The organism is Algoriphagus aquimarinus (assembly GCF_007997215.1).
GTDB lineage: Bacteria > Bacteroidota > Bacteroidia > Cytophagales > Cyclobacteriaceae > Algoriphagus > Algoriphagus aquimarinus_A.
This window is the reverse complement of sequence record NZ_VORW01000001.1, coordinates 337,616-360,282: the sequence shown is the minus strand read 5'-3', so window position 1 is coordinate 360,282 and position 22,667 is coordinate 337,616. Positions and strand designations below refer to the sequence as shown.

At 40.9% G+C, this 22,667-nt stretch carries 23 protein-coding genes; 7 read left to right on the top strand and 16 right to left on the bottom strand.

Going from position 1 to position 22,667, the window contains the following annotated elements:
• Positions 1-5 precede the first annotated feature (5 nt).
• Entirely contained in the window at positions 6-3,650 is a 3,645-nt protein-coding gene (locus ESV85_RS01650) for an ABC transporter permease/M1 family aminopeptidase (protein ID WP_146914498.1), read from the bottom strand.
• 10 nt (positions 3,651-3,660) lie between these two features.
• Positions 3,661-4,548: an ABC transporter ATP-binding protein gene (locus tag ESV85_RS01645; protein ID WP_146914497.1), complete on the bottom strand. Its 888-nt coding sequence runs from the start codon at positions 4,546-4,548 to the stop codon at positions 3,661-3,663.
• Between the two features lie 429 nt (positions 4,549-4,977).
• Here ESV85_RS01645 and ESV85_RS01640 point away from each other — a divergent pair, with 429 nt between their 5' ends.
• On the top strand, positions 4,978-6,660 hold the full coding sequence (locus ESV85_RS01640) for a DUF885 family protein (RefSeq protein WP_146914496.1): 1,683 nt from the start codon (positions 4,978-4,980) through the stop codon (positions 6,658-6,660).
• A 58-nt stretch (positions 6,661-6,718) separates the two neighbouring features.
• The gene (locus ESV85_RS01635) at positions 6,719-6,934 is read left to right on the top strand and encodes a hypothetical protein (RefSeq protein WP_146914495.1); all 216 of its coding nucleotides are present in this window, start codon (positions 6,719-6,721) and stop codon (positions 6,932-6,934) included.
• A 368-nt stretch (positions 6,935-7,302) separates the two neighbouring features.
• Here the strand turns inward: ESV85_RS01635 and ESV85_RS01630 are convergent, their stop codons facing one another.
• The 8 genes from ESV85_RS01630 to ESV85_RS01595 form a co-directional block, all read right to left on the bottom strand.
• On the bottom strand, positions 7,303-8,058 hold the full coding sequence (locus ESV85_RS01630) for a Spy/CpxP family protein refolding chaperone (RefSeq protein ID WP_146914494.1): 756 nt from the start codon (positions 8,056-8,058) through the stop codon (positions 7,303-7,305).
• An 11-nt stretch (positions 8,059-8,069) separates the two neighbouring features.
• Positions 8,070-8,381 carry a hypothetical protein gene (locus tag ESV85_RS01625; RefSeq protein ID WP_146914493.1) on the bottom strand — a complete coding sequence of 104 codons (312 nt, stop codon included), beginning with the start codon at positions 8,379-8,381 and terminating at the stop codon, positions 8,070-8,072.
• Positions 8,371-8,865 (bottom strand): RNA polymerase sigma factor, encoded by a 495-nt coding sequence (locus ESV85_RS01620; RefSeq protein WP_146914492.1) that lies wholly within the window; start codon positions 8,863-8,865, stop codon positions 8,371-8,373. Before ESV85_RS01620 ends, ESV85_RS01625 begins: the two co-directional genes overlap by 11 nt.
• Before the next feature lie 95 nt (positions 8,866-8,960).
• Complete coding sequence (locus ESV85_RS01615) at positions 8,961-9,638, bottom strand: outer membrane beta-barrel protein (RefSeq protein ID WP_146914491.1); 678 nt, start codon at positions 9,636-9,638, stop codon at positions 8,961-8,963.
• A 193-nt stretch (positions 9,639-9,831) separates the two neighbouring features.
• Positions 9,832-10,035 (bottom strand): hypothetical protein, encoded by a 204-nt coding sequence (locus ESV85_RS01610; RefSeq protein ID WP_146914490.1) that lies wholly within the window; start codon positions 10,033-10,035, stop codon positions 9,832-9,834.
• Positions 10,036-10,046: 11 nt separating this feature from the next.
• Positions 10,047-11,585 carry a glutamate--tRNA ligase gene (gltX, locus tag ESV85_RS01605; RefSeq protein ID WP_146914489.1) on the bottom strand — a complete coding sequence of 513 codons (1,539 nt, stop codon included), beginning with the start codon at positions 11,583-11,585 and terminating at the stop codon, positions 10,047-10,049.
• A 198-nt stretch (positions 11,586-11,783) separates the two neighbouring features.
• Positions 11,784-13,058 carry an APC family permease gene (locus tag ESV85_RS01600; RefSeq protein WP_146914488.1) on the bottom strand — a complete coding sequence of 425 codons (1,275 nt, stop codon included), beginning with the start codon at positions 13,056-13,058 and terminating at the stop codon, positions 11,784-11,786.
• 111 nt (positions 13,059-13,169) lie between these two features.
• Positions 13,170-13,493 (bottom strand): Rieske (2Fe-2S) protein, encoded by a 324-nt coding sequence (locus ESV85_RS01595; protein ID WP_146914487.1) that lies wholly within the window; start codon positions 13,491-13,493, stop codon positions 13,170-13,172.
• A gap of 110 nt (positions 13,494-13,603) precedes the next feature.
• Here ESV85_RS01595 and ESV85_RS01590 point away from each other — a divergent pair, with 110 nt between their 5' ends.
• A complete protein-coding gene (locus tag ESV85_RS01590; RefSeq protein ID WP_146914486.1) occupies positions 13,604-14,347 on the top strand; it encodes a hypothetical protein in 744 nt (247 codons plus the stop codon).
• Positions 14,348-14,413: 66 nt separating this feature from the next.
• Here ESV85_RS01590 and ESV85_RS01585 read toward each other — a convergent pair whose 3' ends face one another.
• The 3 genes from ESV85_RS01585 to ESV85_RS01575 are packed head-to-tail and all read right to left on the bottom strand — an operon-like array spanning position 14,414 to position 17,279.
• The gene (locus ESV85_RS01585; RefSeq protein ID WP_146914485.1) at positions 14,414-15,556 is read right to left on the bottom strand and encodes a cysteine desulfurase family protein; all 1,143 of its coding nucleotides are present in this window, start codon (positions 15,554-15,556) and stop codon (positions 14,414-14,416) included.
• A 40-nt stretch (positions 15,557-15,596) separates the two neighbouring features.
• Positions 15,597-16,991: a phosphoglucosamine mutase gene (gene glmM / locus ESV85_RS01580; protein WP_146914484.1), complete on the bottom strand. Its 1,395-nt coding sequence runs from the start codon at positions 16,989-16,991 to the stop codon at positions 15,597-15,599.
• Positions 16,992-17,048: 57 nt separating this feature from the next.
• Positions 17,049-17,279 carry a hypothetical protein gene (locus ESV85_RS01575; protein WP_146914483.1) on the bottom strand — a complete coding sequence of 77 codons (231 nt, stop codon included), beginning with the start codon at positions 17,277-17,279 and terminating at the stop codon, positions 17,049-17,051.
• 72 nt (positions 17,280-17,351) lie between these two features.
• Here ESV85_RS01575 and mazG point away from each other — a divergent pair, with 72 nt between their 5' ends.
• The 4 genes from mazG (at position 17,352) to fumC (ending at position 20,542) form a co-directional block, all read left to right on the top strand.
• Positions 17,352-18,152: a nucleoside triphosphate pyrophosphohydrolase gene (gene mazG / locus ESV85_RS01570; RefSeq protein WP_146914482.1), complete on the top strand. Its 801-nt coding sequence runs from the start codon at positions 17,352-17,354 to the stop codon at positions 18,150-18,152.
• 44 nt (positions 18,153-18,196) lie between these two features.
• Positions 18,197-18,574 carry a RidA family protein gene (locus ESV85_RS01565; RefSeq protein ID WP_146914481.1) on the top strand — a complete coding sequence of 126 codons (378 nt, stop codon included), beginning with the start codon at positions 18,197-18,199 and terminating at the stop codon, positions 18,572-18,574.
• 6 nt (positions 18,575-18,580) lie between these two features.
• Positions 18,581-19,066, top strand: coding sequence for a hypothetical protein (locus ESV85_RS01560; RefSeq protein WP_191321877.1), 486 nt, complete (start codon positions 18,581-18,583; stop codon positions 19,064-19,066).
• A 75-nt stretch (positions 19,067-19,141) separates the two neighbouring features.
• Positions 19,142-20,542, top strand: a complete 1,401-nt coding sequence (gene fumC, locus ESV85_RS01555) for a class II fumarate hydratase (RefSeq protein WP_146914479.1) — start codon at positions 19,142-19,144, stop codon at positions 20,540-20,542.
• 75 nt (positions 20,543-20,617) lie between these two features.
• On the opposite strand, the gene ESV85_RS01550 is transcribed toward fumC, so the two are convergent.
• The 3 genes from ESV85_RS01550 to ESV85_RS01540 all read right to left on the bottom strand — a co-directional run bounded on the left by ESV85_RS01550 (position 20,618) and on the right by ESV85_RS01540 (position 22,659).
• Positions 20,618-20,944, bottom strand: coding sequence for a hypothetical protein (locus ESV85_RS01550; RefSeq protein ID WP_146914478.1), 327 nt, complete (start codon positions 20,942-20,944; stop codon positions 20,618-20,620).
• 2 nt (positions 20,945-20,946) lie between these two features.
• A complete protein-coding gene (locus ESV85_RS01545) occupies positions 20,947-21,147 on the bottom strand; it encodes a hypothetical protein (protein WP_146914477.1) in 201 nt (66 codons plus the stop codon).
• Positions 21,148-21,330: 183 nt separating this feature from the next.
• The gene (locus ESV85_RS01540) at positions 21,331-22,659 is read right to left on the bottom strand and encodes a dicarboxylate/amino acid:cation symporter (protein WP_146914476.1); all 1,329 of its coding nucleotides are present in this window, start codon (positions 22,657-22,659) and stop codon (positions 21,331-21,333) included.
• Positions 22,660-22,667 lie beyond the last annotated feature (8 nt).

Genomic DNA, 22,667 nt, shown 5'->3' with positions numbered 1-22,667 from the left:
TTGTTTTACTTGAATTCTACGCTCGTAGTGTTATCGTCAGGAATTCGATCAATGAGTTTATTGTAAGGATCAATGCCTGCTTTTGACGGCTCGCCTTTCACCCGTATAGTCAGAGTCGTTTCGCCAGGCGAAATTTTGTATTTCTGAACATATAATGGGTTCACCCGATCTTTTCCATTTTCATCTTGATCATCTGCTGCGAAGATTCCAATATCAATGTAATCTCCTTCGTATTTGGCATCAGATTCTTGTCCAGCTGAGTCTGCATAGAGTTTCTGAGATTTCAATTTGAGAGTAACATCGTATTCTCCATCGGAAATTTTCGTTGCAGTTACTTCTTCGACTTTGTTGTCATAAAGAGTAATCTTGTTCCAAGTATCATCCAAGTAGTATTTCAAACTATCAGGTGTATGAGCATCCAAATGCCTATATAAGTCGGCACTTCCTGGAAATGGAGGAGTAAGCTTCAAGCCAAACTCAGCATTGAAATTATACAGGGCGCTATCTATCGCTTCTGCTCCAATCAAATCCCTCAAACCGTATAAAATCAAGCTTCCCTTTTGGTACCATTGGTAGGAGCGATTAGTGTTGATAAAGAGATTTTCTTTTTTACTCTCATTGGATCTTCCACGCAGATATCCATCTAGTTCATCCTTCAGAAAGCGCTTCATATTCTCTTTACCGTATTTTCTTTCAGTAAGTACCAATGCAGAATATTCGGCCAACGCCTCTGAGATCAAATTGGATCCACGCGTATAATTAGGTGTAATCTGATGCCCCCACCACTGATGGGCAAGCTCGTGAGCCGTTACATAATACACATAGTCAAAGCTATTTGGATCGGAGAAATCAGCTACCCAACCAAAGTCCTCACTAAAGGGCACTGTATTGGGGAATGACTGAGCAAAACCTGCGTATCGCGGAAATTCCAAGATCCGCATTTGTTTGTACTGAAAAGGACCATAGGTCTCTGAATAGTAAGTGAGTCCATCTTTGTAAGATTGTACAAAGCGATCCAGATTGTATTCATGGCCTTTTTGATAATAGATCTCTATATCAATTTCCTGCCCATTAGGCAAAGACGCTTTGTCCCTTAGAATTTCATATTCGGCAGAAAGCACAGAGAAAAATGCCTGAATCGGAGTATCCTGTACGTAGTGGAAATATCGTCGGTCATCTTCGGTCCACTCTTTTTGAAGATATCCTGGTGCCACAGCAATTTGACTTGGAATGGTGCTTACAGTGGCTTCAAATTGGATAAAGTCAGCTTCATCTGAGAATAAGAGTGTTCTTCGTCCATAAGGATCGTCATGTGGAGGTAGATCTTCCGGTTTTTCTGGTAGCTCATATTCCCTTCGTTTTTCATCGCTGTCCATCTCGTTGCCTGATGAATAACCTATATCAGGCATGCCTCCAGCGAGGAATGTACCGTTGTAAACCAACTCTCTTCCGAAACCTGAATTTGGGAATTCATCGTTGGTCACTTTGCTTTTGATGACTAACTCCAGCGTATCGCCAGGCATCATGGTTTTAGGGAGTGCAGTGATCTTGTACCATTCCCGCTCTTGTTTTTTGCCAAAAATCTGAAACTTGGCTGGCTCATATACCAATGGGAAACGGTAAGGTAATTCAGTACCCTTGTATAAAATTTCAAAAGATGTCAACCCCGTGCTATTGAAATGTATAGAATCAATTGGTACATCGGTCTTATTTACCAACTCTACTTGAGCTTCGAAATAGGCATCTCTTTCCAGTGGATAGAGGTCAGCTTTGAGATTGACTTTGGTGACTTTTGGCTGAGGTAGAAATTCATATTGCTTCAGTTGCTTCTCATAGGCTACCTGTCTGAGCTCTCCTTCCTTGGAAGTCCGGTAGGCATTGACATATACGGTAGAATTGTAGATATATGCTCCTGTTAGTATTGCTACCAGTAGAAATGCATAGGAAACTAGTGCGGTCTTTTTGCCTAGTTTTTTACGGGCTGTTTTGAATCTGCTTTTCACTGAATTCTCCGTGCCTCGGCTGAAGAAAATACTGAAGAATAAGATCAGGAAGATTCCAAAAGCTGTCCAATACAGATTGAACCAGAATAGTGGCTCTCCAAAGTGACCCAATCCATTCATGTCGCTCCATCGGTATCCTGGTTTATAGGAGAAAAAGAAAAGATTGAAATCATAATTGGCGAAGTCTCGCAGAACAATAATCAATACCCAGACTCCAATAGCAGCGGCATGTCCGGCGAATTTGTTATTCACCACAAGATGCACTGCAAATACCAGCATGACCATTTGTAGGTAATCAGGAAGAGAGATGAGGTAGCTATCTACCAAATAAATCCCGAGGTTATAGTCAAAATAGCCCTTCAACGTCTGGATGATGATGCCTACGATAATTGGAAGCGTAGTCAATAGCAGACAAACAAACGCCATCCCGGAAAACTTGGAAGCGATCACAGCTCCGTCTTTCACAGGGAAAGTATCATTGATGACAGAATACCCTGAAGCCTTGTCTCGGTGGAGTGTTTCTCCTGTGAAAAATACTATGATGATGAAGACGAAGAGATTGTAATCAAAGGTCTTGTACTCCATCAGAAAGGCGGTGGAAGGGAAGTTCGGGACACTGTACAGTGTGTTTCCGATCCAAAAATCCAGTATCAAAAAGACCATTCCACCTAATAGAATAGACCTGAAATAAATATCCTTCGTGATATTTTGGACCTCAATCTTCGTGAGTGTGAGGAAGCTATTCCACTGATAATTTCCTGCAAAACTGGCTTTGGAAATCACCTGAGAAAGGTTTGGGACGAAGGCCTTCTCAACCTCTTTTTTAGATTTTTTCTGGACAGTTTTGAAGAAATAGCTAAAGCTGAATCTAAAATAAGCTGCAATAAACAAAGTCAAGCCTATGCCTGACCAGAGTAGCCTGTTCCAGAGCAGATTTCCAGATAATGGCAGAATGAAATTATTCTGCTCAAATGGAGTCAAATAACGAGTTTGATAATCGAAAGTATTGAGCCCAAACGGATCCAAGAGCTGTACGAGATCTTTGTTTTCGATATCTCTTGCCAGGAAATTAGCCAGCAAATAAGCTATGAATACTATGATTCCACCCGAGTAAATCGATTTGATGTTTCTTGTGAAAACGATTAAGGCAAAGAATAAAGTTGCTGCAAACCATAAGTTCGGGAGCGTCAATGTCAGCCAAGGATGAAGATAGTTCATCAGTTCATTGGGTCCGTAGCGTAAAGCATCGGTGCCGAAAGTAGGACCGAGTAAACTCCCCAGAAAGATCCCAAATAAACTCCCCAAAGAAATAAACAATAGTGTGACAAAGGAGCCCCAGAATCTACCCATGAAATAGGCGAATTTGGAAATGGGATAACTGAATAGGAATGTGCCCGTCTTATGCTCCAAGTCCCGATAAAGCGGAACTCCCATCACCGCAGAGGCTATCAAGATTCCAAACAGAGAAATCAAAAGCTGCAGATTAGCGATGACTATGGGAGCATTGTGAAAAACTTTTTCGGAAGCAGGAGTATTTCCGAACCCGATCAGCAGCATGGCTACGACCAGCAATAGTCCAAAGTAGATATAGGTAGCCGGCCGACTAAACCGGTATCTCAGTTCAAAAATGAAGATGTCTAAAAACATATCTGAAACCTTAGATAGTAATAGGATCTACTTTCTTCGAAATATTACTGAAGTACACGTCTTCCAGATCCGCAGGCACTGCCTCAAAACCATTTGCAGGATCAGTATCAGCTTGAATTCGCAAGCTCAGCCGTCCTTCTATTAGTTTCGTAGAGATCACTTGATAGCCATTTCTATAGCTTTCGAGCTCATCTTTGTTGATGGCTTTTTTGTAGATTTTTCCCTGTACCGTAGCTATTCCCTCCTTTGGTTTGCATTGCATCAGTACTTCGCCTTGGCAGATGATGGCCATGTTGGAGCAAAGTGTATTTACATCCTCTACGATATGTGTAGATAGAATCACGATGGTATTTTCTCCGATTTCCGATAGTAAATTGTAGAATCTGTTTCTCTCAGAAGGGTCAAGTCCGGCAGTAGGCTCATCCACAATGATCAGTGAAGGACTGCCGACTAACGCCTGAGCAATTCCAAAACGCTGGCGCATTCCTCCTGAAAAAGTACCAAGCCCTTTTTTACGGTCTTTGAAGAGATTTACTTTTTGCAGCAAACTCTCTACTAAGACCTTTCTCTCAGATTTCTTGCCTATTCCTTTCATTTGGGCAATGTGATCCAGCATTACTTCGGCATTGATCCGAGGATATAGACCAAAATCCTGAGGCAAATAACCAAGGCGTTCTCTTACAGTTTGTTTGTCTTCCAAGACATTAATGTCATCAAGCATAATACTACCGCTGTCGACATCTTGTAGTGTTGCAATCGTACGCATGAGGGTGGATTTGCCTGCTCCGTTTGGTCCGAGCAAACCGAACATCCCTTGAGGAACACTCAGTGAAACATCATGCAAAGCCCTAACTCCGTTCGGATAGGTCTTTGACAGATTACTAATCTTTAATTCCATAATGGTGAGTTTTTGGTGGAATCGCTCCTTCTCAGGCCAAAAAATTGCCGTGCATAGAAGGAGCAACGAGTAAAAATTAAATGGTAGATCATTAGCCTAATGACTTTCAAAAATTGCTGTTTGGTTCAATTCTAGAAAATTATGGGTTTTGATCTGCTTCAATATAAGTAATTGATTACAAAATGGTTGGGTAATTTGTCAAAAATCAATTTTGCCGCTGATCAAAGAATTATTCTGACGCAGAATTATGAGGTGGCTATTTCAAGTATTTAGACACAAAAGATTTAATTTAAGGTTCCACTTTTCCTTAGTCTTATGAAATCGAACATGCCGAAAACGTCACACACTAGGATGATTATTAGCCATGTGAGATTCTCCCGAAAGCAGTTCGGGACAGGCTATGTGGATTTTAAAAGAAAATATAAACACATGAAAAAAATCTATTTATTTCTGATTTTGTGTCTAATCTCGACTTATGGATTTTCGACCGAATTAGTGCAAACGATCCTAACGTATCAGGCCGATTATGGCACCCTAAGGAGGTTGTATTCCAACTCACTTTCTGAAGAATATTTTTCCAGAATTCAAAAACTCAATCAGGAGTATCTGACTGACCTCGGTAAAGTGAATTATGGTTCTCTGTCTGAAGATGGGAAAATCGATTATGTGCTTTTCCGAAATTATCTGGAAAAAGAGCTTGCTGAACTAGCTATAGAAAAGACTTCCTTCGATGAAGTCGAAGGAGTTTTGGCTTTTGCTCAGCCTTTGGAAGAATTCTATCAGGGAAGGCGCAGAGCGGTGATACCAGAACCTCAACAACTCGCAGCCACTTGGAATGAGGTTGCGAAGCAAGTTGACTCACAATTGAAAAATCTTGCTTCAACCCCAAAATATACGAGCTGGCAGAAAGCGGATCTAGCGGCAAGTGCAGTAGAAGCTATGAGTAGAACGACGGGTGAAGCTTATGGCTATTATTTTGACTATGACCCGATGTTTACTTGGTGGATGCCTGAGCCTTGGAAAAAACTGGATGCAAGCATGAAAGCTTATGCAAAAGGCCTTCGTGAGCATTATACGAATTCTGTGAAAGACGATGGAAGTGGAATTATAGGAAGGCCGATAGGTAGAGATGCCTTGGAAAAGCAATTGGCATTTGAGATGATCGCCTATTCTCCTGAGGAATTAATAAAGGAAGCCGAAAAGCAATTTGCTTGGTGTGAGAAAGAAATGCTCAAAGCATCGAATGAATTGGGTTTTGGGAATGACTGGAAAGCTGCGCTGGAAATGGTGAAGGAAACTTATTTGCCAGCGGGAGAGTGGCCTGCAGAAGTTATTCGATTGGCTGAGGAAGCTACTGCTTACGTGGAGGACAATGACCTGATCACGGTACCGCCTTTGGCCAAGGAATCTTGGAGAACCATCATGATCTCAGCCGAGCGCCAACGAGTTAGCCCTTTCTTTCTGGGAGGAGAAGTAATTCAGATTGCTTACCCTACTTCTGAGATGAGCCATGAGGATAAGATGATGAGCATGCGTGGCAATAATCCGCATTTTTCTAGAGCTACTGTTCAACATGAGTTGATTCCAGGCCATCACTTACAGCAGTTTATGAACCAACGGAATATGACTCATAGGCGCATGTTTGGAACTCCGTTTTGGACTGAAGGCTGGGCGTTATATTGGGAATTTGTTCTTTGGGACAAAGGCTTTCCGAGAGATGCAAAAGATAAGGTTGGGATGCTTTTCTGGAGAATGCACCGCTGTGCTCGGATCATTTTCTCACTGAGTTATCACTTGGAAAATATGACTCCACAGGAATGCATAGACTTGCTAGTAGACAAGGTTGGTCATGAGCGTGCAAATGCTGAAGCGGAAGTTCGCCGGTCTTTTGAAGGAAGCTACGGGCCATTGTATCAGATTGCCTATATGATTGGTGCACTGGAAATATATGCGATGCGTGAGGAAATGGTGGACTCAGGTAAGATGACAGAGAAAGAATACCACGATCTGATTATGAGCCAAAACGCTATGCCGATAGAAATTCTTCGTGCTAAAGTCACTGGAAATCCATTGAAAAAAGATCATAAAGCGAGTTGGAAGTTTTTGGATTAAAAATAATTTGCAGGAAAAAATGTAATTTCGATAGTTCTTAATTTTAAATGGTACACTTGTGAACGCAGAAAAACTCAAGCTGAATCTTATCCAACGTGTGATGAAGATTGAAAAAACCGCCACCCTAGAAAGAATAGAGGATATAATCATCCAAGATGAAATGAAGGTTAGATTGAAGGAATCTTTAGAGGATATTAAAGAGGGCAGGGTTCATTCGTTAGAGGAATTTAGACAAATGAATGAAAAATGTTTCAAGGAGAGAGATATGAAATAGTCCTTACTAGGTCTTCAATCTTGAGATTCCAAGATGAAATCTACCCTTACCTGAATTCAAACTTTAGTCCTCGGCGAGTTTTCGAAATTGACACTGAAATTTTTGAAAAAGTAGACTCACTGCACCATCAACCACATCGCTGTTCGAGGGAGCAGATGTTGATAGATGATACCAAAGCTGTTCGATTTCTTCTCTACCGAGCTAGTAGCCAATTTGAACTTAAGATTATGTTCTTTATTGATGAAGTCTCTAATCGTGTATTCGTCACAGATTTTTTTCCAACCAAGATGAATCCCGCCAAAATCAGATCAACATAAAAAAGGAGTCCGAAAACCGGACTCCTTTTTTATATAAACCAATAATCAAAATTACTTTTTAGTGCCATCCTTTAGCTTGATAACGATCACTCCATTTTTGGCGTTTTCACCGAATGCATTTACAGCGGCTTTGTCTTTTAGGACATTGATACTTTCGATATTATCAGGGTCAATGGACGAAAAATCCTTCAATTGTTTCATGCCATCTTTGGTGTCCAAGTAATACAGAGGCTGTGCTGATGCACTCGTGCCAGCCACTTGTACGGATACTTTTGGGCTTGTAGCAATGGCTACATTTTGTAATCCAATATTATTTGAAGTACCGATTTTGTAATTTCTTGCATATCCTTGTAGGACTTTTGCCGAGCTAACCGAGTTTGCTCCATATCCGACTACCTTAACATCCGAAACTGTGTGAAACCTATGCGATTGCAAAATCTCCTGCTGCTCTGGACTCAGTTCATTTTTGATGGACACCATGGTGCTGAGTTGCTGCTTCTTCAGGGAATTTTCTAAGGCTAGCACCTGATCCATTTGTTTTTGAACAATAGTCTCATTGATTTTGGATTCATCCAAAAGGAATTTGAGCTTCTCGGTAGCATCATCTAGATCCCATTTCATGGTGCTGAATTTGCCTGCATTTTCGCTATGTATTTTTTTGATTTTGGTTGCTTGAGCATCTGTAAGTTCTAGCTCCTTGCGCAGCTCCATCACTCTGTCGGCAGAGTATAGATTTTTCTGAAAGAGGTCTTGTGCATTTGCAAAGCCTACAAACAGCGTAAGAAATAAAATGAGTATTTTTTTCATTTTTAATTAGTTTAATATTCAGTCAATAAAGAAGCAGTAGGTGATTCCCAGGTTTCTAGAAATGTGCTTTCTTCTATTGTGAAATGTTGATTTTGATTCTCGTCTTCCTGTAGCGTAATGATCACCACTTCAGGAGATACAGGTTCGATAGGCTCAGGTTTTTGGATAAATAGGAAGGCAAATGCCATAGATGCAGCTATCCCTGCAGGAATCCAAAAACTGAATTTCCTTGTTTTGACTTCTGGAAAAGCTGGGATTTCTAACTGTTCATCCTGCTTTTTCATCTGGTCAAAAAACCGTTCTAATTGTTCGTTATTTCCCATATTCTTCCTGGATTTGAACTTTCGTTATTAATTCTTTGAGTTTCTTTTTCCCGCGATCGTAATGTGTTCTCGCAGTTCCTAGGCCGATTTGGAGGATCTCGGCACTTTGAGCGATGGTCATCTGATGATAAAAAACCATCAAAATCACTTCGCGTTGCATTTCGGGAAGTAGCTTGATTATTTCCTCGTAGTTAGTGCCATCCACTTCCTCTATGATTTCAATTGGATCGTACGAATCCATGAGTGAAACCACTTTTCCAGCCTTTCTTAGCTCATCAATCGCAGTATATCTGATGATAGAAAAGAGCCAGGTCTTTGCCTTTGATGCATCCTTTAGCTTCGCCTGTCCTTCTAATATCTTCAAGTATGACAGTTGAAGCACATCCTTGGCCATTTCATCCTCAAAAGAGCAACATTGCCTAGCCCAAAGGTATGCATCCCTATGGTGGGCTTTTAAGATATGATCAAGCTGGCTGCGATTCATTTACATAGGTTAGTCGGGCAATGACTCCAATATATGACAGAGTGAATTGAAAAATTCGAAAATTATAAGATTGAAAAATTACGAGTTGGGATCTTTTAATCTTTCAATTTTTCAATTTTCGAATCTTTAATTCTAAAAAGATAGGCTAAAGTAAACTCCAAGTTGGTCGAACTCATATCGAAAATACGCTCTTGGCCTTCAGGATTGGTGAAATCGTAAGCGAATCGAACTTCTCCAGTCAATGTGCTTTTGCCAAAAAGTTTGGAAATTCCTGCTCCTGCCGTGAGGCCATACATGATTTTTCTGGGTTTGTCATCAGAACCTCCATAGGTAGGGATTTCTAAAGGTGTAGTGTCGGAAAACTCTCGTTTGATGTCTTTCGCTTGGAGCATGTAGCCCAGATGTGGACCTGCCTTAATTTGAAATCTTCCTGATCTTCCTAAGAAAAAACTAGAAAGAATAGGGACTTTTAAGTAATCAAATTGAGTTTCATTTGTTAGGATAGGGTCTATATCCACATCTTCAATTTGACTGAATCCTATTCTTAGAAATTGAAGATTTATCTCGATTCCGGCATTTTTTGAATTAAAATGTTCAAATACTAAGGCAAATGTTGGCGCACCGATTCCATCAACAGAAGCTACTCTGTTGGAGGGTGTGGCTCGATAAGAATAGGTAGAAGTTGCATAGCCCCCACGGATTCCGACGCTTGTCTGAGCCAAGGCTACAAAGGAGGCTAACATGAAAATACCCGTAAGGAAAATTCTATTCATGCTCAAAAGTAAAGAATTATAGATTTGCTCTGAGTTTATTTTGAATTGAATGTTAGTTTCCACAATCAATAGGTAATGTTTTTATGAGCTATTATACATTGGTCAGCGTAGTTTGTCACGCTACTATATGGAAATCAAAGAAAAAGAGCTCCACTTTGGGAGCTCTTCTAGTAATTATACAGAACTGATGATATTAGGATTTTTTCTCTTTTTCATCCGATTTCAAATCATCCCGATCTTTTAACTTCTTATCCTCTACATTCTTATTGAGAAATTCGTTGATTTTATCAATAGAAAAGGAAGAAGAAATCTCACCAAAGGAATTGATATCCATTTTGAAGCCGTTCAATTCTTCATGAACCTTCGGATCTTCATTTTTCTTTTTCTTCTTAGTCATAGCTTACGTTTTTAGCCGATTACCTCTAGAGAAGCTAACGCAAACCTGATACGCTTGGCCACTTCTTCAGTCCCTAAAATAGCAAAAATCTCCATCAAATCAGGACCAACACCAACTCCAGTTATGGCAAGTCGCACAGCCTGCATCACTTTTCCTAATTTTATTTCTTTCGCTTCAGCGGTTTCACCCAGCATTGCCTTCGCCTTTTCAGCATCGTATGCTCCAGTATATCCTTCTAATAATTCTGCGTAGCCCGTTAGAACTGTAACAGCATCGGCATTCCATCTTTTACTTGCGATAGCTTCATCGAATTCAGTAGGGGGTGTCACCAAGAATTTACATTCTTGCCATAGATCGGCAGGGAAAGTCACACGCTCCTTAGTAAGAGATACAATGGCTTCGGCAGTTTCTGGAAGGATAGTGATTCCATCTGCAGAAGCACCAGAGATTACATACTCTGCTAATTCTGAATTGGATTTGGCTCGTAGGTATTGCTCGTTGTACCATTTAGCTTTCGCAATGTCAAACTTAGTACCTGACTTGCCAATTCTTTCTACGGAGAAAGCTTTGATCAATTCATCCAAAGAGAAAATTTCACGTGCATCACCCGGGTTCCAGCCAAGGAATGACAAGAAGTTTAAGAACGCATCAGGCAAATATCCTTGCTCACGGAAGCCAGCGGCAGTTTCACCATTCTCTTTATTTTCCCAGTTGATAGGGAAAACAGGGAATCCTAACTTATCTCCATCCCGCTTGGAAAGCTTTCCATTTCCGTCAGGCTTCAGAAGCAACGGTAAGTGAGCAAACTCAGGCATGGTATCTTCCCAGCCAAAATACTTGTATAGCAATACGTGCAATGGAGCAGATGGAAGCCATTCCTCTCCACGGATCACGTGTGTGATTTTCATTAGGTGATCATCCACGATATTCGCCAAGTGGTAAGTAGGCATCCCGTCAGATTTCATCAGCACTTTATCATCCAGCGTGGAGGTGTGAACCATCACCCAGCCGCGGATCATATCGTTCAGGCGAACTTCCTCATTGCGAGGGATTTTCACTCGAATCACATAAGGATCTCCAGCAGCTAATTTTGCCTTTACTTCATCCTCCGAAAGCGTCAGTGAATTTTTCATCTGCGTTCTGGTGATATTATTGTATTGCGGCTGAACTACTCGTGCAGCCTCCAATCGCTCACGCATGGCTTCTAATTCTTCTGAGGTATCAAAAGCATAGTAGGCATGTCCAGCTTCTACCAAGTCAAGAGCATACTGCATGTAACTAGGCTTTCGCTCAGACTGGCGATAGGGTCCACAGTCACCAGGGTTCCATGGGCTTTCGTCAGGAGATATTCCCAGCCATGCCAGAGACTCCTGAATGTAATCTTCAGCGCCTGGCACAAATCGAGTTTGGTCAGTATCCTCTATTCTGAGGAGGAACTTACCTCCCATTTTTCGGGCAAAAAGGTAATTATATAGTGCGGTTCTCACTCCGCCGATATGCAATGGCCCCGTAGGTGATGGAGCGAATCTTACGCGAACTTCTTTACTCATGGATTTCTATGTCTATGCCTTTGAATCATCGATTTTATGGGCATGTTTTGATTTTTTTATCAGGGGTGCAAAGATAGGGAATTGTTCCCGTATGGTGGGATTTCTGATAGAAAGTAAGGAAGTAGAATACTTCTTTGAAAAATGCAAAGATAGCGGAGATAGAAAAGCGTAGGAATATTCTAGAATGTTGGTGATTTACTACTGTTCTAATTTTCTAGAGAAAATCTTATGCACTCCATAGATCACAAAACCCAGGGCAGTCCACAGTGCCATGTCGGTGATTTCTTCTAGTTGTGTGCTGCTGAGTAGCCAGATAGTTGCGCCGATTCCAGCGATGGCAAGTGGGATTCCGAACTTTACTTTATAATAATCAGCATCTGGTTGGCTTTTGCGTAAGCGAATCAGCGATCCACAAACCAACAGGTAAATCAGTAATCGGGCGATGACTGAGATTGCCAACGAACCCATGAAATCCCAGACAGTTGCGACGATGATGATTAGGAATGCAAAGAATAAAACCGCCACCGTGGGCGTGCGGAAACGGGGATGAATGAAGGAAAATATCTTCGGGAATTGTTGAGATTCACTGAGTGCAAAAGGCAATCTCGAACCACTCAGGATCTGCACATTCAGCGTCCCTAGAATGGATACTATTGCGCCTATTGTGATAAATAATCCACCACCATATCCCATTACGCGAGTGGCAGCGTCAGCAAGGGGCTTATCAGATGTAGCCAAATCAGGAAGTGTCCCGATGGCTACCACTTGAATCAGTACATAGAAAACCGTAATAATCAATGCTCCGGTCATCAGGGCAAAAGGCAGGTTTTTGCGAGGATTTTCCACTTCACCAGAGATAACAAGACCAGCTTCAAAACCTCCAAAAGCAAAAATCAAGAGCAAAGCCGTATTTGCAAACTCAGGCATGGGAGGTGGAGCACTGAAGTCAAATGCTTCCTGATTTAGAAAGAAGAGACCTATTACTATAAATAGTGTCAAAGGCACCAATTTCGATATAGTCAGAATGTTGGTCGTCCTAGTTGAGTCTTTGATACCTAGCAAGTTGATGCCAGTCAAAACTCCAGTGATCCCCACAATCATCAGAATTCGCATCCATTCTTCCTGGAAGATAGGAGAGAAAAATGCCATGTAAATCACCAGAAGATTGATCAGCGTAGCATAGCTAAAAAGTCGTGTGAGCATCAAAATCCATCCAACAGCAAAGGCTGGCATGGAACCAAAAGCTTCCTTGATGTACAGGTATGGTCCGCCAGTTTTATCAAAGCGTGAACTCACTTCCATGAAAACCAAGATAAGCACCAGCATTACCACTGCACAAACTCCAAAAGCCAACAAAGAATATGGGCCGGATAGGGCGAAAGCTTTAGCAGGAAGACCAAAAATCCCTGCTCCAATCACAGAATTAATAATCAGAAAAACCAGATCCCATTTGCGGATCCCTCTCTTTAACATAATGTGAACTTGGGTGATTGAATGTATAAAGTAGATAGAAAATTCAAATTCTGATTCACAAACTCATTTTTCAAGTCAAAAAAGTGATGTGTGGCATATTTTATCTTATGCCTAAGGGAGCCAAATTTTCAGTCCTACTTCAGTAAGCTCATTTTGATAAATTTCCAAATCACCACAAGAGCCGACTTTCACTTTCCCCGATTTGATTTCAAACCTGTATTTATGCAATGGACAAATGATTTCCCCTCGGTTTGTAAGTGTTCCCTCAATCAATGACGTCCCACGGTGTGGACAGTCGGCTTGGAAGGCATAGAAAATTTCGCCTAGTCTTACTAGAGCTATTACTTTCTCATCTAGGTGGATTTTATGAATGGACCGCTCAGGAATCATTTCCAAAACTTGGCTTTTCGAAGTTCCTAGCGTAAATGTTTTCATAGTATAAAATCTTATCTATTTAAAAGAAGATCAAGCCGTAACATAAAGAAACCATTGGTTTTCTGCCGAATCTTGCTCAAATTAATAGGTGAATAAAATTCTCAAAAACCATGAAAGCAACTGTACTTTTTTTTGTAAGCCTATTCTTCTTCAGTTTGGTCGATGCACAAAGCTTAGATGGAGCGTGGAAACTGACGCACCAAGATGGACAAGAAGTGAAAGACATCGAATACATCAAAGTATATCAAGATGATTATTTCGCTTATGGAGCTAAACAAGTCGCTGACAACCACTTTATAAGTGCAGGCGGTGGGCCGTTTTCTTACGATGATGGGAAATATATGGAAACCTTAGATTTCTTTACGTTGGATCCTTTTCAAGTAGGGACTTCCAATAAGTACACCTTAGACTGGGTAAATGACAAGATGGTAATCTCCTCAGAAATCAATGGAAAAATGCTCGTGGAAATCTGGGAAAAAGTATCTGACCAAAAAGATGAGCTAACAGGAAACTGGGTGATCACGGGCAGAAAAAGAGATGGTGAGATATCACGATCTACACCCGGAGCTCGGAGAACTGTAAAAATCCTAAGTGGTGGTAGATTTCAGTGGATTGCTTTTAACTCAGAGACCAAAGAATTCTCGGGAACTGGTGGAGGAACTTACACTGGAAAAGGCGGGAAATACATCGAGAACATCACCTTCTTTTCCCGAGATGACAGCCGAGTAGGCGCTAATCTGGACTTCAACTATGAGGTAATCGATGGAGAATGGCATCATAGCGGGCTCAGTTCCAAAGGTGATCCCATCTATGAGATTTGGACGCGGTATGCGATTGGGTACAAGGGGAAGTGAGAATTCTGAAGTTCTTAAAGCTAAAATCAAATGAAAAAGGAGCCTTTTGAGCTCCTTTCCTATTTTTTATGCTTCTACCGCGTAAAGTTCTTTCAACTTTCCGACTGTATAGTCAACTTCTTCTATTGTATTAAATCGGCTGAATGAGAACCTTACGGTATCTCGCTCTGGTGTGTGATTAATCGCTCTTAGCACGTGGGAACCCACTGTGGCTCCAGAACTGCATGCAGATCCGCCAGAAGCTAAAACACCTTCCAGGTCAAGATTGAAGAGCAACATACCACTATTCACTTCAGAAGGAGGTAAGCTCACACTCAAAACGGTGTAAAGACTCTTATCCAGATCAGCAGAAAGTCCATTGAAATCTACTCCTGGAATCTCCTGAGTTAGGCTTTGGATGAAATGCTTTTTGATTGATTCCACATGAGTTTGATGCTCAGCCATGTCTTCATAGGCGATTTCCAATGCTTTTGTAATTCCGATAATGCCAATGACATTCTCAGTTCCTCCACGCATATTTCTCTCCTGCGCTCCACCAAGAATCAAAGGATGGATTTTCTTATCCTTTTTCACATATAAAAACCCAGAACCTTTCGGGCCGTGAAATTTATGCCCACCAGCCACCATGGCATCCACAGGAAAGGATTTCATATCATGAACATAATGCCCCATGGTTTGGACAGTATCAGAATGGAAAAATGCACTGTATTCTTTTGCAAGAGATCCGATGTGATTTAGATCATTCAAGTTTCCGATCTCATTGTTTGCATGCATCAGAGACACTAGGCTCTTTGGATTAGCTTTCAGCAATTCTTCCAGCTGATTCATATCCAATTCACCTTTTTCATTCACATCCAGAATGCTAAGTTTGATATGCCCTTTTTTTGCACACATTTCTAGCGTGTGTAGCACAGCATGATGCTCTAGTGGGGAAGTGATCGCATGAGTGATTCCATGACTTTCGATTCCGCAAACTATCGCAGTGTTATCTGCTTCGGTTCCACCTGAAGTGAAGAAAATTTCTGCTGGAGTAGCATTTATCAACTCAGCCACCTTTTTTCGAGATCTCTCAATGGCTGACCTAACCTCCCTGCCAAAACTATGGACAGAGGAAGGGTTGCCGTAATGATTTCTCATAAATGGAATCATGGCATCGATCACACGATCGTCCATGGCGGTAGTGGCGGCGTTGTCTAAATAAACTTTCATGGCACTCTATTTTGTGTTGTTTATTCTTTCAGCCAAAGGCTTAAATCATCGAAGCGTTTACCACTTCTTTGATGTCTTGCATCAGTTTTTTGGCAAGATGCTCAGCCGTAGCTTCTGACTCAGACTCGGAGTAGATCCGTATAATTGGCTCCGTATTTGACTTACGTAAATGTACCCATTCCTTTTCAAATTCGATTTTTACGCCGTCTATATCGTTGATTGGATGGTTTTTATACTTCTTTTTGATTTCAAGCAAAATATTATCCACGTCAATCTCAGGCGTGAGTTCTATTTTGTTTTTTGAAATATGATAACTAGGGTAAGTTGCTCTCAATCTTGAAATGCTTTTGCCGAAGTTGGCTAGGTGTGTCAAAAACAATCCTATTCCTACCAAAGCGTCACGGCCGTAATGAGAAGTTGGGTAGATAATTCCACCGTTACCTTCACCACCGATAACTGCATCCACAGCTTTCATCTGATTGACTACATTCACTTCTCCCACAGCTGAAGCGGTGTATACACCCGCTCTTTTCTCAGTCACATCACGAAGTGCACGAGTAGAACTTAGATTTGAAACTGTATTTCCTGGTGTCTTTGACAACACATAATCGGCGACTGCGACCAAGGTATATTCTTCGCCGAATGTAGATCCGTCTTCATTGATGAAGGCCAAACGATCCACATCAGGATCTACCACGATACCTAAATCATAATTTCCTCTTTCTAATTTCTGAGAAATATCTCTTAGATTTTCAGGAAGCGGTTCAGGATTGTGAGGAAAATGACCATCAGGCGTACAGTACATTTCTTCAATCTCAGTTACTCCTAAGGCTCTTAGAAGCATAGGCACTGCAATTCCACCAGTGGAATTCACTCCATCCACAACTACTTTGAAATTTCTGGCTTTAATCGCTTCAACATCTACCAATTCCAGATCCAACACATGCTGAATATGGCGCTCTATGTAATCGTTGATTTGAGAATATCTTCCAAGTTTTTTTACTTCCGCGAAAGAAAAATCTTCGTTCTCAGCTTTCTCTAAAATATCTTTTCCTTCAGCATCAGAGATAAACTCACCCTTTGCATTTAAAAGCTTCAAAGCATTCCATTGAATTGGATTGTGACTAGCTGTAAGGATAATTCCTCCACCGGCTTTTTCCAACGGAACAGCAAATTCTACAGTAGGAGTAGTACTCAAGCCTAAGTCGATCACGTGGATTCCCATGCCTTGCAGCGTAGCGGATACCAATCCAGAGACCATTTCACCTGAAAGACGAGCATCTCTACCAATAATTACTTTAGGATTGTTTGTTTTCTCTAGTACCCAAGCTCCGTAAGCCGAAGCAAACTTGACAATATCAATGGGAGTTAATCCATCGCCGGCCTTACCACCGATGGTACCTCTGATACCAGAGATTGATTTTATTAGTGACACTTAAAATTAATAATTAGGTGAAAAACAGATGATTCCAGTCAATTGACAGAAATACTATTACTTGAATTTAGCGAGGACTTTGTCTACTTCGTTGTCAGGGTTTCCACATTCGGCTTCGCCGTCCATGGTCTTACCACAAAACCCACAGGTGGCTCCTTCTTTATTTAAGAAGGGACTTTGTGAGGCACAAGTGCCCTTGAATTGGCCGTTTTTGAGGAATAGAAGCCTTACCGACATCAAAATGAAGAATAGTGCAACAAAACCTAGTGTAAGAAATACGGTTGTCATAACGGATAAATTTGCGCAAATTTAAGGCTTTACTTTGAAAACGTTCACAATCCTAGCATAGTTTCCTCCCCCATGATAAATTTGAGTACCCGAGCCGAGAAATTGGCAGCTTTTGACAGATTGTTAACAATAATGGATGAACTCAGGGAACAATGTCCTTGGGATAAAAAACAAACGACAGAAAGTCTTAGACATTTGACTATTGAGGAAACATTTGAGCTTTCTGACGCAATTCTTGAAGGTGATGCAGACGAAATCAAAAAGGAACTAGGCGATATACTTCTACATATTGTTTTTTACGCACGAATCGGATCAGAAGAAGGCAACTTTGATATGAAAACGATGATCGATTCGCTCTGCGAAAAGCTAATCCGTCGCCATCCTCATATTTATGGAGACACGCTCGCTGAGGATGAAGAAGCAGTGAAGCAGAATTGGGAGAAAATAAAACTGACTGAGAAAGGAAATAAATCTGTGCTTGGCGGCGTCCCAAAATCACTTCCAGCACTGATCAAAGCAATGCGTATCCAGGAAAAGGCTCGTGGAGTAGGGTTTGACTGGGAAGAAAAGCATCAAGTTTGGGAGAAAGTAGAGGAAGAAATGCAGGAATTCAAGGATGAATTTAATGTAGCGGAAGATAAAGAAATCGACCAAGAAAAAGCCAGTGGAGAATTCGGTGACTTGCTATTTTCTCTAATTAATTACGCTCGTTTTATAGATATCAATCCTGAGGAAGCTTTGGAGCGAACAAATAAGAAATTCATCAAACGTTTTCAGTATTTGGAGGAAGCAGCGAAGACCTCTGGAAAAAACCTGAGCGATATGACCTTGGCTGAAATGGATGTGTATTGGAATGAAGCGAAGAAGAAGTAAAAACTTATAAGATATTAGTAGTAAAAAGCATAAACAAGAATCAAATGAACACAATCATTTTCACAAAAGAATCTCCAGCACCAATTGGGCCATATTCTCAGGCTGTTTTGGCAGGAAATACTCTTTATGTTTCGGGTCAAATTGCACTAGACGCTGAGACTGGCGAACTGATCAATGAGAATATCACCGAGGAAACTCATGCGGTCATGAAAAACCTGGAGGCCGTTCTTAGAGCAGCTGATTTCACGTTCAGCGATATCGTCAAATGCAGTATTTTCATCAAAAGCATGGATGAATTTGCTACGATCAATGAGGCGTATGGTCAGTACTTCAAATCGAACCCTCCCGCTAGAGAAACAGTAGAAGTAAGTAAGCTTCCTAAAAATGTAAATGTAGAAATCTCCTGCATCGCCGTTAAATAATCAATTTTGAACCTTTTGCCCTACGATAGCGAAACCTTAGTTAGCGCTCTTTCCAAAGAAGAAGTGCTAAGTCACTTGAATCGTGTGACACGAGAGGTTAATTTCTTAGATCAAAGAACCCAAGTCAGAGGAGATATAGTTTTCAATGGTTTAGTTGGGCAAAAAGGGTTCAGGATCTCAAAAGTTGTGGACAAAGGAGATACATTTCTCCCCTTGATTTTGGGGAAAATTGAAGCAACTCCGCGAGGATGTATCCTATTTATCAATTACCGATTATTTCCTGGCGCACTTTTTTTTATAGCGTTTTGGTCTATCATTTTGCTCGCTTTTACGGCATTCTATTCATTTCTGCTTCCCAATTTCAGCTATGCCATTATCTGTTTTTTATTAGGTATAGCCAATTATGTAGTAGCCATGTATTTCTTCAATAGGCAGGTGAAAGCTACACGTAAAGTTTTTCACCAGTTGATCAATTTCCAAATGAAGGATTAACCCTTCTATTTTTAGGGAAAAATGGCTTTTGGGCGTAATTTAGCGCTGTAAAAAAGATTCAATAAAACATATCATATGAGCATCCGCATAGAAAAAGACACCATGGGACCTGTAGAGGTGCCTGCTGACAAATACTGGGGCGCACAGACCCAAAGGTCAATTAATAACTTTAAAATCGGGGGTGAGAAAAATCGCATGCCCATTGAAATCACAAGAGCTTTTGCAATTTTGAAAAAAGCGGCTGCTCAGACAAATGCTGAACTGGGTGTTTTGGATCAGGACAAAGCTGATATAATCGGCAAAGTATGTGATGAGATTTTGGACGGTCAGCACGACGATCAATTTCCTCTTGTGATTTGGCAGACAGGTTCCGGCACGCAGTCTAACATGAATTCTAATGAGGTAATTGCTTACCGTGCACATGTTCTTCTTGGTGGTTCTTTGGAGGATGCCAAAAAGAAAATCCACCCAAATGATGATGTAAATAAGTCTCAGTCTTCAAATGACACTTATCCTACGGCGATGCATATCGCTGCATACAAGATGGTGATGGAGACTACTATTCCAGGTGTGGAGAAGCTCAGAGATACGCTAGCCGAGAAAGTGGAAGCTTTCAAGGATGTGGTGAAAATTGGGCGTACTCACTTTATGGATGCTACTCCGCTTACGCTGGGCCAAGAGTTTAGTGGGTATGTAGCCCAGCTTAATCACGGCTTAAAAGCCTTGAAAAACACCTTATCACATCTTTCAGAATTAGCTCTGGGAGGGACGGCAGTAGGAACAGGCCTGAATACTCCAAAAGGATACTCTGAGCTGGTGGCAAAGAAGATTGCTGAACTTTCAGGGCAGCCATTTGTGACTGCAGAAAATAAGTTTGAAGCATTGGCGGCTCACGATGCCATGGTAGAAACTCATGGAGCATTGAAGCAATTGGCCGTTTCCCTGATGAAAATCGCCAATGATGTGCGAATGCTTTCCTCAGGGCCAAGATCTGGAATCGGTGAGATTTTGATCCCTGAAAATGAGCCAGGATCTTCTATTATGCCAGGTAAAGTCAATCCAACCCAAGTGGAGGCTTTGACTATGGTCGCTGCTCAGGTGATGGGAAATGATGTTGCTATCTCAATTGGTGGATCAAATGGTCATTTTGAATTGAACGTATTTAAACCATTGATAGCTTCTAACTTCCTTAGTTCAGCTCGCTTGATCGGTGATGCATGTGTGTCATTCAACGACCATTGCGCAGTAGGAATTGAACCTAATACAGCGATGATCCAGAGACATTTGGAGAATTCATTGATGCTGGTGACAGCTCTGAATCCACATATAGGTTATGAAAATGCTGCTGCAATTGCCAAGAAAGCGCACAAAGAAGGTACTAGCCTAAGAGAAGCGGCTATCGCACTTAACTTGCTTACTTCCGAACAATTCACTGAATGGGTAAAACCTGAAGAAATGACTGGAGGTTTGAAGTAAAAGTCACATTTCATTTAAACCAAAAAAGGCTCCGTCACATTTATGACGGAGCCTTTTTTGTGATCTAAAATTTCATTAATCAAGATCTTTAAGTAAAGATTTTATGTATGAATCTGTTATGTTCTCCTGGTTAGATTTATCATAGATGGAAAGTAAATAAACCGTGTCTTCAGAAATAGCAAAATTAGTTATTACTCTAGCGTCGCCTGACTTACCTTTCCCTTTTGAAGCAATTGACAATCTGATTTTATAGCAGTTCTTAAAAAGTGGAGTTCCTTGCCTAGGGTTAATTTCAAGTTTTTCTATGAGTTTAATATATTCTGATCTAAGAGAATGATACTTCTTAAATAGCTTTTTAAGCTCTTTCTCAAATTCAGGAACAGATTTAACTTTATAGGTCACAATTAGCCAATTAAATCCCTAGCATCTTTTGCTTTCAATTTGCCTGATTTTATGTCAAGCATTTCTTTATAACCCTGAGCCACACTTTCTGCGATTTCTTTACATTTCTCGACTCCTTCGGAAGTAATAAATTTCACATTTAATGCTGACTTGATTTCCTTGGATTGCTTGCTATTTTCCACTTCTATTACAATGGTTTCCATGGTATTAAGTTAAATAATAATTTGATGTAATGGACAATGTCATCTTCACATTCAACGAATAGTAGATGCAGACGTTCACTATGTTTAATGGGTTAGCCAATTAGGATATAAGCGAATGTGGCAATAACCAAAAAAGGCTCCGTCACAATTTAATGACGGAGCCTTTTTTGTACTTAACGTTTTCTATTCATTCGGCGTCAATGGATTTGACTTTCTTATCAAACCATCTGGCAATTCACCTTCTGTACTTGCTACAATAGTACACACAGTAGCATCACCAGTCACGTTCACCACTGTTCGGAACATATCCAATATTCTGTCCGGAGCGATAATCAATGCTATACCGGCAGCAGGAACACCAATAGATTCCAATACGATAATCAACATAATCAGTCCGGCTCCAGGTACTCCGGCTGAACCGATAGAAGCTAATGTAGCTGTCAAGACTATCATCAGCTGCTGCGTTAAACTCAATTCCATCCCTAAAGCCTGCGCGATAAATACCGCAGCTACACCTTGGTAAAGGCTAGTTCCATCCATATTGACTGTTGCTCCCAATGGAAGCACAAAGCTGGAAATCTCTTCGGAGACACCTAATTCTTCTTCTACTTGCTTCATTGTCACTGGAAGAGTTGCAGAGCTTGAACTAGTAGAGAAAGCCAGTAATTGAGCTGGTCTGATTGCCTTGAAAAAGTCCTTGTATTTCACCTTGGTGAAAGCCATCAAAATCAATGGATAAACGACCAATATCATAATTAATAGACCGCCGAGAACGACCAAACTATATTTCAATAAAGCCATCAATAGCTGAACTGCGGAATCGGGATTGTCTCCTGCAATCTCCACAATCAAGGAGGCCATCAAGGCAAATACTCCATATGGAGCGATCATCATGATATAATTTACTATCTGGATAATTACTTCGTTCATTCCATCGAAAAACGCAATCACGGGGTCTGCCTTACTTTTTTGTACTTGCAATAGAGCAATTCCTACAAGAATAGCGAAGAAAACTACCTGTAGCATCGCTGCATTATTAGTGGTGGCTTGGAAAACGTTATCCGGAACTATATCGACCAAAGGCTGTAAAGGACTTTGCTTCTGTAATTCAGCAGCCTGACCTACCCGTGATCCTGCATCCCCTTCGTATAAGCTCATCAAACTCTCCCTCGTTTCTGGAGGCAAGCTTTTGCCTGGCTGGAAAACATTCACAAGGACTAGCCCAATTGTCACAGCGATCACAGTTGTGATCAAATAGGTTCCTATTGTTTTTCCTCCAATGCGACTCAATTTGGAAACATCCCCAAGATTAGAAACTCCAACAATCAAGGATGCCAAGACTAAAGGCACAGCTATCATTTTGAGAGAGTTTATAAAAATTGTCCCTATCGGCTTGATGTAATCAATCGTAAAGGAATTCGGTATGGTCGTTTTGATGACCACTAAGCCAAAAATCAACCCCAGAACAAGTCCGATGATAATTTGGGTATGTAAGGGTATCTTTTTAAACATCATATTTG